Raw genomic sequence first — 16,332 nt, 5'->3', positions numbered from 1 at the left:
AAGTCGGTACCACCCCTTCCCATCCCGAACAGGACCGTGAAACGACTTTGCGCCGATGATAGTGCTGCAACCAGTGTGAAAGTAGGTTATCGTCAGGCTAATTATTCGCAGAAGCCCGCTCAATTCCTTGAGCGGGCTTTTTGCTTTTCCAGCCAAGATCCGGGCATTCTGTCCGAGCAAATCGGCGGGCAGATAAAAGCAGGTTTTGTCCTGACCGGATTTTACGAAGACCACCAGCCGAATCCGCGCTTTGTGATCGACCATTACCTGCCGACCTTCCTCACCACGCAGGCCGGCAAACCCCGAGCGCTGAGGCTAGCGCTTGTGGTAAGTGCCGATCAGCTGCCCCTGCGCGAGCACATGCCCTTTCATCGCCTTTTCCAGCTCGGCCTTGGTTGGATGGCCGAGGTCCGGCAATTCCACATCCAGGGCGTAGAGCTTGTGCACATAGCGGTGCGTCCCCACCGGCGGGCAAGGGCCGCCATAGGCGCTCTTCTTCCAGTCGTTGAGGCCGGTGCGTGTGCCCGGCGGCAGGTCCGTGCCGCGCACGCTCGAGGGCAGGCTGGCCGCCGAGAGCGGGATGTTATACAGGACCCAGTGCACCCAGGTCATCTTGGGCGCCGCCGGGTCCGGTGCGTCGGGATCGTCGACGATCAGAGCGAAGCTTTTCGTTCCCGGTGGCGCGCCCGTCCACGACAGGGCGGGCGCGGTATCGGTTCCGTCGCAGGTGTGAATTGCCGGAATGTTGCCGCCGGCATCGAAGTCGGCCGAAACGAGTGACAGGCTCATGCTTTTCTCCTGACAGGACTGGATCTCTCCCTCGCTTCGACTCTATACCGCTCCGGCGCTTGCCGGCGCGAGGGATCAGGCTTGCGACAGCGGCGCCGAATCCTGGGTGGCGGCTTCCTCGGGGCGTTGCTTGCCGCGGCTGATGCTCTCGCCGTCGCTGCGGCGCAGGCGCCAGAACACGAAGGACGACAGCATCGTCGTGACTGCCAGCGTCAGGAAAGCGTGGTGCAGGGCCGAGGTCACCATCAACTGGTTGGTCTGCGGCACGCGGCCGAGGAACCAGGCCGTCACCAGCGAACCGCTCGCCAGTCCGAAACTCATCGACAGCTGCTGGAGGGAGCTGGCGATCGTGCTGGCCATGCTGGAATCCTGTTGCGGAACGTCCGCATAGGCTAGCGTATTCATGCTCGAGAATTGCAGCGAATTGAAGAAGCCCTGCAGCAGGCCGATGCCGGCGATCGCATACCAGGGCGTGCCCGGTCCCACCAGCGCGAACAGCGCGATCGTCAGGCCGATGCAGATGGTGTTCACGATCAGCACCTGGCGGTAGCCGAAGCGGGCCAGGACCCTGGGTGCGATCAGTTTCATGCCCATCGCCGCGGCTGCGGTCGGCATCATCAGGAGGCCGGACTGCCAGGCAGGCAGTTTCAGACCCAGCTGATACAGCAGCGGCAGCAGGAAGGGCAGGCCGCCGATACCCAGGCGGGTGATGAAACCGCCCAGCACCGCGATGCGGAAGGTGCGCACCTTCAGCAGCGCCAGGCGCAGCAGCGGGTGCTTGTGCTCGCTCGCATGCCAGGCATAGGCCGCCAGCAGGGCCACCGACAGGCCCAGCATCAGGACGATGGTCACGGTGTCGAGCGTGTGCTCGCCGAAGATCTCCAGCAGCCAGGACAGCAGGGCCGTACCCGAGCTGAACAGGATCAGGCCGATGGTGTCGAGCGGGCGCGGCTCGGCGCCCTTGTAATCCGGCATGTAGCGGTGCACGAGGAACAGGGCCAGCAGCCCGACCGGCACGTTGACGAAGAAAATCGCCCGCCACGAGGTCCAGTGCACGATCAGGCCGCCGACGGTCGGTCCGAGCAGGGGGCCGATCAGCGCGGGCAGGATCACGAAGTTCATTGCCCCCAGCAACTCGCTCTTGGGGAAGGTGCGGATGATGGCCAGGCGCCCGACCGGCATCATCATTGCGCCGCCAAGGCCCTGCAGCAGGCGCGCCACCACCATCATCTCGAGGTTGACCGACAGTCCGCACAGCACCGAGGCGAACGTGAAGATGGCGATTGCGATGCCGAACACGCGCCGGGTGCCGAAACGGTCGGCCATCCAGCCGCTCACGGGGATGCCGACGGCGAGGCTGAGGATATAGCAGGTAACGACGGACTTCAGGCTCAGTGGTGTGACCTGAAGGCTGGCCGCGATGCTGGGAACGGCGGTGTTGACGATGGTGGCGTCGAGCTGCTCCATGAACAGGGCAGTCGCCACCAGCCAGGGAAGGTAACTTTTGACGTTGCTGGTATCGGTCATTGGGCGATTGTCACATAAATCGCCCTGGGCCGACGCAGGGGTCAGAGCCCGGTTTTCGCGGGTGGGCTCTGACCCCGGTGTTCAGCCGATACACCATTAGTAATGGTAAGCAGCTTTCACCATCAGCAGGTTCACGCCACCGTTCGGATGCTTGATGCCGCCGTTCGAGTAGTGCTGCAGGCGCGCGCCCAGTTCCCACTTGTTGGCGAACACGTAGCCGACGCCGACGTGGTCCGCGAATTCATAGGCGGTCGACAGCTGGCGGTGGGTGTTGCGGTACACATCCGAAAACAGGGCGGCGCCGATGCCGGCGTCGGCGTAGAAGCCGAGTTTGTCATCGGCTTCCCAGCGGAACACCGGGGTGATGCCGATCACGGCCAGGTTGTGGCGCTTGCCCGGCACGTCCAGCCACTGGTTGGCGCGCCAGTAGGCGATGTTGGCATCCCAGTAGCCCGACAGGTGGTGGCCGCTGGTAGCGAACCAGTTCTTGTTCCAGTCTTTCTGGGCCGACAGGCGCAGCACCTGCACGTGCTCGCCGCCGCCGGCTTCCACGGCGTAGGAGTCGACTAGGCCGTTCTGGGCGTGGCCTGCCTGTGCGGCGAACAGGGCGGCGGCTGCGGCCATCGAGGTCGCGATTTTCTTAGCGGAGAACATCTTTTTTATTTCCTTTCGATTGACGAATCCCGCTATTTTAGCGAGATGTGGGTTTTGGCGTGGCCTGTCCATCAATTGTTAGAATCGAACGATCTGCACAACGAGACCACCATGACACTTCCGACCCTGGCATTCCTCGGCATCGGCCTGATGGGCAAGCCGATGGCGACCCGGCTGGCGCAAGCCGGCTATCCTCTTCACGTCTGGAACCGTTCGCCGGCCAAGGCCGAGGCCTTGCGCGGCGTCGGCGCCATCCCCAGGCAAGACCTGCACGACGCGGTGCGCGATGCCGACATCGTGATCACCATCCTGGAAGCGGGACCGGTGGTCGGCCAGGTGCTGGCCGCCGCGCTGCCCGCGCTGAAACCCGGCGCGCTGTGGATCGACATGAGTTCCACCCGGCAGGACGAAGCCCTGGCCTTCCATGCACAGTTGCAGAAAGCCGGCTGCCGTTTCGTCGATGCGCCGGTGTCCGGCGGCGTGGTGGGCGCGGAGGCGGGCAAGCTGGCCATCATGGCCGGCGGCGATGCGGCCGATTTCGCGGAAGCCGCGCCCGTGCTCGAAAAGATGGGCTCGGCCACCCTGGTCGGCCCGGCCGGCAGCGGCCAGGTCGCCAAGCTGTGCAACCAGCTGATCGTCGGCGCGACCATCAATGTGGTCGCCGAGGCCCTGTTGCTGGCCCAGGCCGCGGGCGCCGATCCGGCCGCCGTGCGCGAGGCGATCCGCGGCGGCTTTGCCGGCAGCCGTGTGCTGGAAGTGCATGGACAGCGCATGCTGGAGCGGAACTTCGTGCCGGGCGGGCAGGTGAAAACCCAGCTCAAGGATCAGCGCAATATCCTGGCCGCAGCGGGGGAGGCGGGCGTGAAGCTGCCGGTGACCGAGTTGGTGACGCGGCAGTACGAGACGATCGAGGCGGATTTGCCGACCGCCGATCATGCGGCGGCCTTGATTGCGTTGGAGAGGTTGAATCCGGGGAAGCGTGTTGGCGCCGGGGCGGACACGCTGCCGGAGTAGCGAGCAAACCTGGGGGATAGTGCCGGGGCACTATCCCGCCTTCGCGGGGCGACGAACTTAGGCCGGAGGCAAGCTCATCTCGGCCAACCTCACCCAGTAACTGGCCCCGATCGGCAACAGCTGATCGTTGAAGTCATAGCTGCCATTGTGCAGCTGGCAAGGGCCGAGGCCATGGCCGCCGGCGCGGTGGGCGCCGTCGCCGTTGCCGAGGAAGACGTAGCAGCCTGGCTTGGCCTGCAGCATGAAGGCGAAGTCCTCGGCGCCCATGGTCGGCTCCACGTTGGCGTCGACATTGTCTTCGCCGACCACCGCCTTCATCGCCTCGACCGCGAAGGCCGTCTGTTCCGGATGGTTCACCAGCGGCGGATAATTGCGCTTGAACGAGAAATCGACGCTCGCATTGAAGGCCGCGCAGACGCCCTGCGCAATCTCGCCCATGCGGCGCTCCACCAGGTCGAGCACCCCGGTGGTGAAGGTGCGCACGGTGCCGACCAGTACCGCTTCGTCGGGGATCACATTGGTGGCGCTGCCGGCGTGGATCTGGGTGATCGACAGCACGGCGGTATCCAGCGGGTTCTTTTCGCGCGAGATGATGGTCTGCCAGCTTTGCGCGATCTGCACCGCCACCATCACCGGATCGATGCCGCGGTGCGGCTGCGCGGCGTGGGCGCCCTTGCCCTTCACGACCGCGCGGAACTCGTTACTGGATGCCATCATCGGGCCGGCGACCACGCCGAACTTGCCGGCCGCCATACCCGGCCAGTTGTGCAGGCCATACACGGCATCCATCGGGAAGCGTTCGAACAGGCCGTCGTCCATCATGCGGCGGGCGCCGGCACCGCCTTCTTCGGCCGGCTGGAAAATCAGGTACACGGTGCCGTCGAAGTTGCGGTTCTGCGACAGATAGTGGGCTGCGCCCAACAGCATCGTGGTATGGCCGTCATGGCCGCACGCATGCATCTTGCCGGCATGGCGCGACGCGTGCTCAAATGTGTTGAGCTCCTGCATCGGCAGGGCATCCATGTCGGCGCGCAGGCCGATTGCGCGTTCGGACGTGCCGTTCTTGATGATGCCGACCACGCCGGTGACGCCAAGGCCACGGACCACAGGGATGCCCCATTCGGTCAGGCGGGCTGCCACGACATCGGCGGTGCGCTGTTCTTCGTAGCAGAGTTCGGGATGTGCGTGAATGTCGCGGCGGATGGTCTCGAGTTCCGCCTGGTGCGCGAGGATAGGTTCGACAAGTCTCATTCTGTTCTCCCTATACATGTTTTCAACTATTGTAGCCCTTCCGAGGCCGCCGCGGCCAGTGCCGTCACAGGGGCCGCAGGAATCGTCTAAACTATTGGTTTCTCGACGTTTTTCCCCGGATCCGATTCCATGACCAAGACCCTTGTCAAGGCCACCTGCCCGCACGACTGCCCCGATACCTGCGCCATCCTCGTCACCGTGGAGGACGGCGTCGCAACGGAGGTCAAGGGCGATCCGGATCACCCGACCACGGCCGGGGTGCTGTGCACCAAGGTTTCGCGCTACATCGACCGCACCTATCATGCGGACCGCCTGCTGTACCCGATGCGCCGCATCGGCCGGAAGGGCGAAGGGAAATTCGAGCGCATCAGCTGGGAGCAGGCCCTCGACGAGATCGCGGCGCGCCTGGCGCCGATCGCGGAACGCGACCCGCAGGCCATCCTGCCCTACAGCTATTGCGGCACCATGGGCCTGGTGCAGGGCGAGGCGATGGCGATGCGCTTCTTCAACAAGGTCGGCGCCTCCTTCCTCGATCGCACCGTGTGCGCGACCGCCGGCACGACCGGCTACAAATACACCATCGGTGGTTCGATCGGCACCGACATTGAACAGTTCCAGGACGCGAAACTGATCCTGATCTGGGGCGGCAATCCGATCGCCTCGAACCTGCACTTCTGGATGCGCGTGCAGGAAGCCAAGCGCCGCGGCGCGAAGCTGATCGCGATCGACCCGTATCGCTCCCTGACGGCCGAGAAGTGCCATCAGCACATTGCCGTCCTGCCGGGCACGGACAGCGCGCTGGCGCTGGGCATGATGCACGTGCTGGTCAAGGAAAACCTGCTGGACCACGACTACATCGCCCGCCACACCCTGGGCTTCGGCCAGCTGAAGGACCGCGTGGCCGAATGGACGCCGGAACGCACCGCCGAAACCTGCGGCATCAGCGCCGAGGAAGTGGTGAACCTGGCGCGCGAGTACGGCGACACCGCGATGCGCGGCGAGCCGGTGGCGATCCGCATGAACTATGGCCTGCAGCGCGTACGCGGCGGCGGCATGGCGGTACGCAACATCGCCTGCCTGCCGGCCCTGGTGGGCGCCTGGCGCCATCCGGCCGGCGGCGTGCAGCTGTCGACCTCGGGCTCCTTCCCGTCGAACAAGCTGGCGCTGCAGCGCCCGGACCTGCTGCGCGGCCGTATCCCGCGCACCATCAACATGAACACCATCGGCGACGACCTGCTGAAGGAGGCGTCCCCAAGCTTCGGTCCGAAGATCGAGGCCGTGATCGTCTACAACGCGAACCCGGTGGCGATCGCGCCGGACTCTTCGAAGGTGCAGCGCGGCTTCGAGCGCGAAGACCTGTTCACCGTGGTGCTGGAACACTTCCAGACCGATACCGCCGACTACGCGGACATCCTGCTGCCGGCCACCACCCAGCTCGAGCACGTCGACGCCCACCTGGCTTACGGCCACCTGTACATGATGGCGAACAACGCGGCGATCGCGCCCCTGGGCGAGGCCAAGCCGAACACCGAGATCTTCCGCCTGATCGCCAGGCGCATGGGCTTCGACGACCCGGCCTTCAGCGAGACCGACGACGAACTCGCGGCCCAGGCCTTCGATAAGAAGAACGCGCGCGCCGTGCACTTCGACTGGGAATCGCTGAAGCGCACCGGCTGGAGCAAGCTGAACATGCCGGCCGCGCCCTTCGCGGAAGGCGGCTTCCCGACCCCTTCCGGCAAGTGCGAGTTTTATAGCGAGTCGATGCTGGCGGACGGTCTCGATCCGCTGCCGACCTATATTCCGAATTACGAATCCGTGGCATCCAATCCCGAACTGGCAGAGAAATATCCATTGGCGATGATTTCTCCGCCGGCCAGGAACTTCCTCAACTCAAGCTTTGTCAATGTCCAGAGCCTCCGCGCCACGGAAGGTGAACCTCACCTGGACATCCATCCCGTCGACGCCGCAAGCCGCGGCATCGAGCACGGCGAGATGGTGCGCATCTTTAATGACCGGGGCTCGTTCGTTGCGCGAGCCCGTGTCACGCCCAAGGCGCGGGCCGGCCTCGTGGTCGGCCTGTCGATCTGGTGGAAAAAGCTCGCCAGCGACGGCAAGAACGCCAACGAAGTAACCAGCCAGCGCCTGACCGACATGGGCCGGGCGCCGACTTTCTACGACACGCTGGTGCAGGTGGAGAAAGCATGACCACCAGCCGCACCATGAACCTTTTGACACATGAAACTTTCGCGAATCACCCCGCGGCTCCGCGCCGTGCTCCTGGCGGGCACGGCGGCGGGGCTGCTGGCCAGCTGCTCCACGCTGAACTACTACTCGCAGGCGGCCCAGGGCCAGCTTGAACTCCTGTCGGACGCCCGTCCGATCGACGACTGGATCGCCGACCCCGGCACCAGCTCCAAACTGCGCCTCCGCCTGGAGACGGCGCGCCAGATCCGCCGCTACGCTGTTAGCGAAATGTCATTGCCAGATAATGACAGTTATAAAAAATACGCCTCCCTGAAACGCCCTTACGTGCTGTGGAACGTGGTCGCCACGCCCGAGCTGTCGCTGCGGCCCCTGCAATGGTGCTTCCCGGTGGCCGGCTGCGTGAACTACCGCGGCTACTACAACAAGGATGCCGCCATGACCTACGCCAAGGAGCTGAAGGCGGACGGCAACGACGTCGAAGTCGGCGGCGTGCCGGCCTACTCGACCCTGGGCTGGTTCAGCGATCCCCTGATCTCCACCTTCATCAACTACCCGGATGCCGAACTGGCGCGCATGATCTTCCACGAACTGGCGCACCAGATCGTGTACGCGCAGGGGGATTCGCAGTTCAACGAATCCTTCGCCAGCACCGTGGAAGAGGTGGGCGTGGAACACTGGATGGAGCGCTTCGGCAACCAGGCCATGCGCGACAGCTATGCCCGCTACAAGAGCCGCAAGCACGACTTCCTGACCCTGCTGCTCAAGTACCGCAAGGCGCTCGAACAGAACTACGCCGTGGTCGACCGCAGCGACGACGAGAAGCGCGCGGTCAAGGCGCGCCTGTTCCAGGAACTGAAGGACGAGTACCAGGTCCTGAAGGGCAACTGGGGCGGCTATGCCGGCTACGACCGCTTCTTCGAACAGCCGTTGTCGAACGCCCACCTGGCCTCGATCGCGACCTACGAGGACTTCGTGCCGGCCTTCCGCGCCATGCTCAAGCGCGACGGCAACTTCCCGGCCTTCTACAAGTCGGTCAAGCGCCTGGCCGAGCTGGACCGCTCGGATCGCCACCGCATCCTGAAGACCCTGGCGCCGCCGGTGTCCACGGCGCCGCTGATGGTGCAGCGCAGCGAGGCGCCACCTATGGTCGGGCACTAGAATTCGTGTTCGAATTGCTTTAAAAGTGCTTGCTATCGGGCGCGCTGCCCGATAGCATCATGAAAGCAAACACAGCACGACCGTGCGTTTTTTTCGGTTGGGCGGCCCACACAGAAAAAATACACTGGAGACAGGCACCCGATGGACAAGATTTGGCTCAAGTCGTACCCACCCGGCGTCCCCGCTGAAATCGATCCCGACCAGTACGGCTCCCTCGTGCAGCTGCTGGAAGAGTCGTTCCAGAAGTACGCCGCGAACAACGCCTTCGTCTGCATGGACAAGTTCCTCACCTATGCGGAACTGGACGCGATGTCGAAGCGCCTCGCGGCCTGGCTGCAGAGCCGCGGCATGGCCAAGGGTGCGCGCGTGGCGGTGATGATGCCGAACGTGCTGCAGTATCCGGTGGCGCTGGCCGCCATCCTGCGCGCCGGCTATACGGTCGTGAACGTGAATCCGCTGTACACGCCGCGCGAGCTGGAGCACCAGCTGAAGGACTCGGGCAGCGAAGCCATCATCGTGCTCGAGAACTTCGCGCACACGCTGCAGCAGGTGATGGGCAAGACCCCGGTGCGTCACGTGGTGGTGGCGAGCATGGGCGAGATGCTGGGCGGGGCCAAGGGCATGCTGGTGAACTTCGTGGTCCGCAACGTCAAGAAGATGGTGCCGGACTACTCGCTGCCGAGTAGCGTGCGCTTCAAGGATGCGCTGGCGCAGGGCGCGAAGATGCCCTTCCAGCCGGCCCAGCTGAAGAACACGGACGTCGCCTTCCTGCAGTACACCGGCGGCACCACCGGCGTGTCGAAGGGCGCGACCCTGACGCACCGGAACGTGATCGCCAACCTGCTGCAATCGGAGGCATGGTCCTCGGTGGCGATGAGCCGGCCGCCGGCGGTCGAGCATCCTGTCATCGTGTGCGCGCTGCCGCTGTACCACATCTTCGCGCTGACGGTGTGCGCGCTGTGGGGCATGCGGGTGGGGGCGCTGAACATCCTGATCCCGAATCCGCGCGACATCCCGGGCTTCATCAAGGAGCTGGCCAAGTACAAGTTCAATGCGCTGCCGGCGGTGAATACGCTGTACAACGCGCTGGTGAACCATCCGGACTTCAGGCACCTGGACTTCTCGGGTCTGAAGCTGGCGAACGGCGGCGGCATGGCGGTGCAGCAGGCGGTCAACGACCAGTGGAAGGCCATCACCGGCACCCACATCATCGAGGGTTACGGCCTGTCGGAGACCTCGCCGGTGGCCACCGCGAACCGCTGCGACATCTCGTCCTTCACCGGCACGATCGGCCTGCCGATCCCGTCGACCGAGGTGGCGATTCTGGACGACGACGGCAAGGAACTGCCGATCGGCAGCGTGGGCGAGATCGCGATCCGCGGTCCGCAGGTGATGGCCGGCTACTGGAACCGTCCGGACGAAACGGCCAAGGTCATGACGCCTGACGGCTTCTTCAAGTCGGGCGACGTCGGCGTGATGGACGAGAACGGATACGTGAAGATCGTCGACCGCAAGAAGGACATGATCCTGGTCTCGGGCTTCAACGTCTATCCGAACGAACTGGAAGGCGTGATCGCCGCCCACCCCGGCGTGCTGGAGTGCGCGGTGATCGGCGTGCCGGACGAGCATTCCGGCGAAGCGGTCAAGGTCTTCGTGGTCAAGAAGGACCCGAACCTGACGGCCGAGCAGCTGATGGACTACTGCAAGCGCGAGTTCACCGGCTACAAGAAACCGAAGTACATCGAATTCCGCAGCGAGCTGCCGAAGACCAACGTCGGCAAGATCCTGCGGCGCGCATTGCGCGAGGAAAAGCAGGCAGCATAAAGATAGGCATGAACCCGTCGTCCCCGCGCAGGCGGGGACCCAAGGCAGAACTTGGGTCCCCGCCTTCGCGGGGAGTCATTTTTGGCAGTGCTAAAAATGACAAAAGCGGAGAGTTAAATTGATTAGAAAGATAGGCAACAACATGGACAAATTCTGGCTGGAGTCGTACGAGACGGGCGTACCGGCGGAGATCGACTGGACGCAATACCGTTCCCTCACGCACCTGCTGGAGGAAGCCTTCCGCAAGTACGCGGACCGCAAGGCCTATGCCTGCATGGGCAAGTCCATGACTTTCGCCGAACTCGACAAGCTGTCCGCCCAGATGGCGGCGTGGCTGCAGAGCCGCGGCCTGCAGCCGGGCGCGCGCGTGGCCATCATGCTGCCGAACGTGCTGCAGTATCCGGTGGCGATGGCGGCCATCCTGCGCGCCGGCTACACCATCGTCAACGTCAACCCGCTGTACACCGCGCGCGAGCTGCAGCACCAGCTGAACGACTCGGGCGCGGAAGCCATCGTGGTGCTGGAAAACTTCGCCCACACGGTGGCGGAAGTCGTCGGCCAAACCAAGGTCAAGCACGTCATCGTCGGCACCATGGGCGACCTGCTCGGCGCGAAGGGACTGATCGTCAACTTCGTGGTCCGCACCGTCAAGAAGCTGGTGCCGGCATGGTCGATTCCGAACGCGGTGCCGTTCAAGCGCGTGCTGGCGGAAGGCGCGCGCCAGACCCTCAAGCCGGTCCAGGTCGGCCATGACGACGTCGCCTTCCTGCAGTACACCGGCGGCACCACCGGCGTGTCGAAGGGCGCGGTGCTGCTGCACAAGCACGTGATCGCCAACGTGCTGCAGAACGAAGCCTGGTTCGCCCCGACCCTGGCCAAGGCCGGCGCCGACCTGCAGTTCGTGTGCGCGCTGCCGCTGTACCACATCTATGCGCTGACCGTCTGCGCCCTGCTGGGCCTGCGCGTGGGCGGCATGAACCTCCTGATCCCGAACCCGCGCGACATTGGCGGCTTCATCAAGGAACTGCGCAACTACCGCATCAACGTCTTCCCGGCCGTGAACACCCTGTACAACGGCCTGCTGAACCACCCGGACTTCGCCAGCCTCGACTTCTCCGGCCTGCTGGTCTGCCCGGGCGGCGGCATGGCGGTGCAGAAGCCGGTGGCGGACAAGTGGCTGCAGGTCACCGGCACCCCGATCGTCGAGGGCTATGGCCTGTCCGAGACCTCGCCGGTGGTCGCCGCCAACCGCTGCGACATCACGGGCTTTACCGGCACCATCGGCCTGCCGATCCCGTCGACCGAGATTCGCATCCTCGACGAAGCCAGCCAGGAAGTCCCGTTCGGCACCGCCGGCGAAATCGCCGTGCGCGGCCCGCAGGTGATGGCCGGCTACTGGAACCGACCGGACGAAACCGCCAAGGTCATGACCGCGGACGGCTTCTTCAAGACCGGCGACATCGGCATCATGAACGAGCAAGGCTACATCAAGATCGTCGACCGCAAGAAGGACATGATCCTGGTCTCGGGTTTCAATGTGTACCCGAACGAGGTCGAGGAAGTCGTGGCAAGCCACCCGGGCGTGCTGGAAGTGGCCTGCGTGGGCGTGCCGGACCAGCATTCGGGCGAGGCGGTCAAGCTCTACGTGGTCAGGAAGGACAAGGCGCTCACCAAGGAAGAGCTGATGGCCTTCTGCAAGGAGCAGCTGACCGGCTACAAGCGTCCGAAGTACATCGAGTTCCGCGAGACGCTGCCGAAGACCAATGTGGGCAAGATCCTGCGGCGTGAGTTGCGGGATGAGAAGCAGCCGGCGTAACAAACCCCGTCATTCCCGCGAAAGCGGGAATGACGGCTAGCCGTTCACCACCTCCACCCCAGCCTTCCCATCCACCACCCTGAAAGCCGCCAGCTCCCGCTGCGCGGTCTTCGGATCCCGCACCTCATCCAGCCCCATGAAGCGCGACCGCGTCTCGCTGGGCGTTACCTCCAGCAGCATGTAGCCGCGCCTGTCGCTGCGCCCGAACTTGATGTGGGGGTTCATTTCGACGTATTGCGCGGTGCGCTGCTGCGGGCGCGAGCTCGAGGTGACCGAGGTGCCGACGAACTCGGTGGCGATCACCGGATTGTCCTTCGATGCCGGGCGCTTGAAATCCGCACGCAGTTCGGTGGCGTAGAAGGTGTGGACGTCGCCGCCCAGCACCAGCGGATTGGCGGCCCGTGAACCCGCCAGGGTGTCCAGCAGCCGCCGGCGCGCGACCGGATAACCGTCCCAGCCATCGGTCCAGAAGCGCCCGCCGTCGCTGCCTGCGATCGGCACCTGGGTCGACTGCGCCATCAGGGTCTGCTGGGCCAGGATGTTCCAGCGCGCCCTCGAGCTTTGCAGGCCGTCCTGCAGCCAGGCTTCCTGTTCCCTGCCCAGCATGCTGCGCGACGGATCCAGCAGGGCAGGGCAGGCGCGCGGGCCCACGGAATTCGAGCCGCCCCGGCCCGGCTTCGGGCAGGCTTCGTAGGCGCGGTACTGGCGGTCGTCCAGCACGTGGAAGCGCGCCAGGCGCCCCCAGTCGTAGCGCTGAACCATGCGTACATTCGCAAAGCTGCGAGGCGGCGGCAGGCGCAGCGGCATGTGCTCGTAGAAGGCCTGGTAGGCCGCCGCGCGGCGCGCCGCGAAATCGCTCGAGAGCCGTTCGTCGCGGTCGGCGGCGTAGTCGTTGGCGACTTCGTGGTCGTCCCAGGTCACGATCCAGGGCGCCGCCAGGTGGGCCGCCTGCAGGTCCGGGTCGCTCTTGTACTGGGCGTAGCGCTGGCGGTAGCTCGCCAGGTCGAAGGATTCGTTCTGGCGCACCGCGCGTTGCGGATGCTGGAGCTGGAAAGGGCCCCATTCGTAGATGTAGTCGCCAAGGAAGGCGACCAGGTCGGGCTGGGCCTCGGCGATGTAGCGGTGCGCCGCATAACTGCCGAATTCCCAGTGCTGGCAGGAGGCCACCGCCAGCTTCAGCATGTCGGGCATGCTGCCGGCGCTTGGGGCGGTGCGGGTGCGGCCGACCGGGCTGACGGCGTCGCCGAACAGGAAGCGGTACCAGTACCAGCGGCCAGGCTCCAGGGCCGTCACGTTCACGCGCACGCTGTGCGCCAGCTCCGGCGTGGCGATGACGCTGCCCTTGGCCGCGATCCTGCGGAAGCCTTCGTCCTGCGCGACTTCCCAGCGCAGCGGCACCGCCAGCCTGGGCGCCGAATTCGCATCCAGCGGATCGGGCAGGATGCGGGTCCAGAGGATCACGGAATCGGGCAGCGGCGAACCGGAAGCGACGCCCAAGCTGAACGGATAGCCGGCTGCGTTCGATGGCGCCGCGTGCAGTACCGAAGGACCAGCGGCGGTGAAGGCCGCGGCCAGGCGCGCCGCATCCAGCAGGAACAGGCGGCGCGACGGCATCAGTCTCTTATTCTGCGATCAGGGATTCGAGCGGCGGCAGCTGGCGCGGCTTGCGGTCCGGGCCGGTGGCGACATAGGTGAGGGTGGCCTCGGTGACTTTCACGACATTGGTCTGCAGGCGGTTACGTTCGGCGTAGACTTCGACGTAGACTGTGATCGAGGTATTGCCGACCTTGACGATGTCGGCGTAGAAGGACAGCAGGTCGCCGACGAAGACCGGATTCTTGAACAGGAAGGAGTTGACGGCGATGGTGGCCACGCGGCCGTTCGCGCGGCGCACGGCCGGCAGCGAGCCGGCGACGTCGACCTGTGCCATGATCCAGCCGCCGAACACGTCTCCATATACATTGGCGTCGGACGGCGCCGGCATCATCCGCAGCACTGGCATCTTTCCTTCAGGCAGGCGGGTGGTGGAAAGGGTCTGGTTTTCTGGCTGGGTCATCTTGAAATCTCGGTAAAAAGTTGGGACTCGAAAACCGTCGCGAGCGGCCGCAGTTTCGGTTGAGAAGCGCAGCTGTACTTGAGTACAGCGAGCATCGCAGACCGAAAATGCAACGTGTAGCAGGTTTTCGAGCTCCCAAACGCTACAATCGTCCCAGATTGAACCATAAATAAAGAATCTCTGTCATGCGACGCACTCCCGCAAGCTCCTCCCTTCCATCGCCCGCCGACCCGGCTGCCCGCCGCAACGACTGGGCCGTGATCGGCACCTTGATGCCCTATCTGTGGGTCTACAAATGGCGCGTGATGGCCGCGCTGGTCTGCCTGATCGGCGCCAAGGTGGCGAATATCGGCGTGCCGCTGGTGCTCAAGAATATCGTCGACAGCCTCAGCATCTCGCCCACCCATCCTTACGCGCTGCTGGTGCTGCCGCTCGGCGCCCTGTTCGCGTATGGCGCGCTGCGCTTCTCGACCACGCTGTTCACCGAGCTGCGCGAATTCCTGTTCGCGCGCGTGACCCAGCGCGCGGTGCGCACCATCGCACTGAAGGTGTTCCGCCACCTGCACGCGCTGTCGCTGCGCTTCCACCTGAACCGCCAGACCGGCGGCATGACGCGCGATATCGAACGCGGCACGCGCGGCGTCAGCTCGCTCGTGTCGTATTCCTTGTTTTCGATTTTGCCGACCCTGGTCGAGATCACGCTGGTGCTGGGCTACCTGGGGGCGCGCTACGACAAGTGGTTCTCGATCATCACCGGGGCGGCGCTGGTCACCTACATCACCTTCACCATCGTCGTCACTGAATGGCGCACCCACTTCAGGCGCACGATGAACGAGCTCGATTCGAAGGCCAACACCAAGGCCATCGACTCGCTGATCAACTACGAGACCGTCAAGTACTTCGGCAACGAGGACTACGAAGCCAAGCGCTACGACGCAGGACTGCAGGACTACGAGCGCGCCGCCGTGCGTTCGCAGACCTCGCTGTCCTTCCTGAACTCGGGCCAGTCGCTGATCATCGCCGCCGCCGTCACCGCCATCCTGTGGCGCGCTACCGCCGGCGTGATCGACAAGACCATGACCCTGGGCGACCTGGTGCTGGTGAATTCCTTCATGCTGCAGCTCTACATTCCGCTCAACTTCCTGGGCGTGATCTACCGCGAGATCAAGCAGAGCCTGGCCGACATGGAGCGCCTGTTCGGCCTGCTGGAGCAGAACCGCGAAGTGGCCGATTCGCCGGATGCGAAACCGCTGGCCACGCGCGGCGCCCAGGTCGCGTTCTCGCACGTCGAATTCAGCTACGACCCCAAGCGCCAGATCCTGTTCGACGTCGACTTCACGATCCCGGCCGGCACCACCACCGCCGTGGTTGGCCACAGCGGCTCGGGCAAGTCGACCCTGTCGCGCCTGCTGTTCCGCTTCTACGACGTGCAGCAGGGCGCGATCAGCATCGACGGCCAGGACATCCGCAAGGTGACCCAGGATTCGCTGCGTCACGCGATCGGCATCGTGCCCCAGGATACGGTGCTGTTCAACGACACCATTGAATACAACATCGCCTACGGCCGTCCCGGCGCCAGCCGCGAGGACATCGTGGCGGCGGCGCGCGCAGCCTCCATCCACGACTTCATCGAAAGCCTGCCCGACGGCTATGCGACAATGGTGGGTGAGCGCGGCCTGAAGCTGTCCGGCGGCGAGAAGCAGCGGGTCGCGATCGCGCGTACGCTGCTGAAGAATCCGGCGATCCTGATCTTCGACGAAGCGACGTCGGCGCTGGACTCCCGCGCGGAGCAGGCGATCCAGGCGCAGCTGAAGGAAATCGCGAAGCAGCGCACCACGCTGGTGATCGCGCACCGCCTGTCGACCATCGCCGACGCGCACCAGATCCTGGTGCTCGACCATGGCCGCATCGTCGAACGCGGCACGCACGGACAGCTGATCGCGCAGAGCGGCTTGTATAAACAGATGTGGGACCGGCAGCTGGCAAGGCAGGACGAAGACCTGGCCTCGCCTCCTTTGGCCCTCGAACAGGATTAAGA

At 64.7% G+C, this 16,332-nt stretch carries 12 protein-coding genes and 1 rRNA gene; 7 read left to right on the top strand and 6 right to left on the bottom strand.

Translation table 11 applies throughout. From position 1 onward, the window contains the following. Positions 1 to 98: ribosomal RNA gene (gene rrf, locus AC1DOP_RS13745) — 5S ribosomal RNA — on the top strand; the annotation flags it as partial. A 217-nt stretch (positions 99 to 315) separates the two neighbouring features. On the opposite strand, the gene AC1DOP_RS13740 is transcribed toward rrf, so the two are convergent. From AC1DOP_RS13740 to AC1DOP_RS13730, 3 genes are all read right to left on the bottom strand, one after another. Then, positions 316 to 789, bottom strand: a complete 474-nt coding sequence (locus AC1DOP_RS13740; protein ID WP_442123993.1) for a YbhB/YbcL family Raf kinase inhibitor-like protein — start codon at positions 787 to 789, stop codon at positions 316 to 318. Positions 790 to 864: 75 nt separating this feature from the next. Continuing rightward, positions 865 to 2,316 (bottom strand): DHA2 family efflux MFS transporter permease subunit, encoded by a 1,452-nt coding sequence (locus AC1DOP_RS13735; protein ID WP_442123992.1) that lies wholly within the window; start codon positions 2,314 to 2,316, stop codon positions 865 to 867. 96 nt (positions 2,317 to 2,412) lie between these two features. Beyond that, positions 2,413 to 2,970: an acyloxyacyl hydrolase gene (locus tag AC1DOP_RS13730; RefSeq protein WP_442123991.1), complete on the bottom strand. Its 558-nt coding sequence runs from the start codon at positions 2,968 to 2,970 to the stop codon at positions 2,413 to 2,415. Between the two features lie 111 nt (positions 2,971 to 3,081). Here AC1DOP_RS13730 and AC1DOP_RS13725 point away from each other — a divergent pair, with 111 nt between their 5' ends. Next, complete coding sequence (locus AC1DOP_RS13725; protein ID WP_477251723.1) at positions 3,082 to 3,984, top strand: NAD(P)-dependent oxidoreductase; 903 nt, start codon at positions 3,082 to 3,084, stop codon at positions 3,982 to 3,984. 57 nt (positions 3,985 to 4,041) lie between these two features. On the opposite strand, the gene AC1DOP_RS13720 is transcribed toward AC1DOP_RS13725, so the two are convergent. After that, a complete protein-coding gene (locus AC1DOP_RS13720; RefSeq protein WP_477251721.1) occupies positions 4,042 to 5,235 on the bottom strand; it encodes a M20 aminoacylase family protein in 1,194 nt (397 codons plus the stop codon). Between the two features lie 129 nt (positions 5,236 to 5,364). Between AC1DOP_RS13720 and AC1DOP_RS13715 the strand changes: the two genes are divergently transcribed. The 4 genes from AC1DOP_RS13715 (at position 5,365) to AC1DOP_RS13700 (ending at position 12,238) form a co-directional block, all read left to right on the top strand. Next, positions 5,365 to 7,440 (top strand): molybdopterin-containing oxidoreductase family protein, encoded by a 2,076-nt coding sequence (locus AC1DOP_RS13715; RefSeq protein ID WP_477251719.1) that lies wholly within the window; start codon positions 5,365 to 5,367, stop codon positions 7,438 to 7,440. Positions 7,441 to 7,470: 30 nt separating this feature from the next. Then, positions 7,471 to 8,598, top strand: coding sequence for an aminopeptidase (locus AC1DOP_RS13710; protein ID WP_477251717.1), 1,128 nt, complete (start codon positions 7,471 to 7,473; stop codon positions 8,596 to 8,598). Positions 8,599 to 8,739: 141 nt separating this feature from the next. Beyond that, positions 8,740 to 10,422 (top strand): long-chain fatty acid--CoA ligase, encoded by a 1,683-nt coding sequence (locus AC1DOP_RS13705; protein ID WP_442123986.1) that lies wholly within the window; start codon positions 8,740 to 8,742, stop codon positions 10,420 to 10,422. Positions 10,423 to 10,564: 142 nt separating this feature from the next. After that, a complete protein-coding gene (locus AC1DOP_RS13700; protein WP_442123985.1) occupies positions 10,565 to 12,238 on the top strand; it encodes a long-chain-fatty-acid--CoA ligase in 1,674 nt (557 codons plus the stop codon). A 36-nt stretch (positions 12,239 to 12,274) separates the two neighbouring features. Here the strand turns inward: AC1DOP_RS13700 and AC1DOP_RS13695 are convergent, their stop codons facing one another. Further along, positions 12,275 to 13,852, bottom strand: a complete 1,578-nt coding sequence (locus AC1DOP_RS13695) for an alkaline phosphatase D family protein (protein WP_442123984.1) — start codon at positions 13,850 to 13,852, stop codon at positions 12,275 to 12,277. Positions 13,853 to 13,859: 7 nt separating this feature from the next. Beyond that, positions 13,860 to 14,294 (bottom strand): acyl-CoA thioesterase, encoded by a 435-nt coding sequence (locus tag AC1DOP_RS13690; RefSeq protein ID WP_442123983.1) that lies wholly within the window; start codon positions 14,292 to 14,294, stop codon positions 13,860 to 13,862. A 185-nt stretch (positions 14,295 to 14,479) separates the two neighbouring features. Here AC1DOP_RS13690 and AC1DOP_RS13685 point away from each other — a divergent pair, with 185 nt between their 5' ends. Next, positions 14,480 to 16,330 carry an ABCB family ABC transporter ATP-binding protein/permease gene (locus tag AC1DOP_RS13685; RefSeq protein ID WP_477251714.1) on the top strand — a complete coding sequence of 617 codons (1,851 nt, stop codon included), beginning with the start codon at positions 14,480 to 14,482 and terminating at the stop codon, positions 16,328 to 16,330. The last annotated feature ends 2 nt before the right edge of the window (positions 16,331 to 16,332 follow it).

This window comes from Massilia sp. 01N410 (assembly GCF_056399665.1).
Note: the sequence above shows the minus strand (reverse complement) of the source record. Positions and strands in the feature narration are given on the sequence as shown.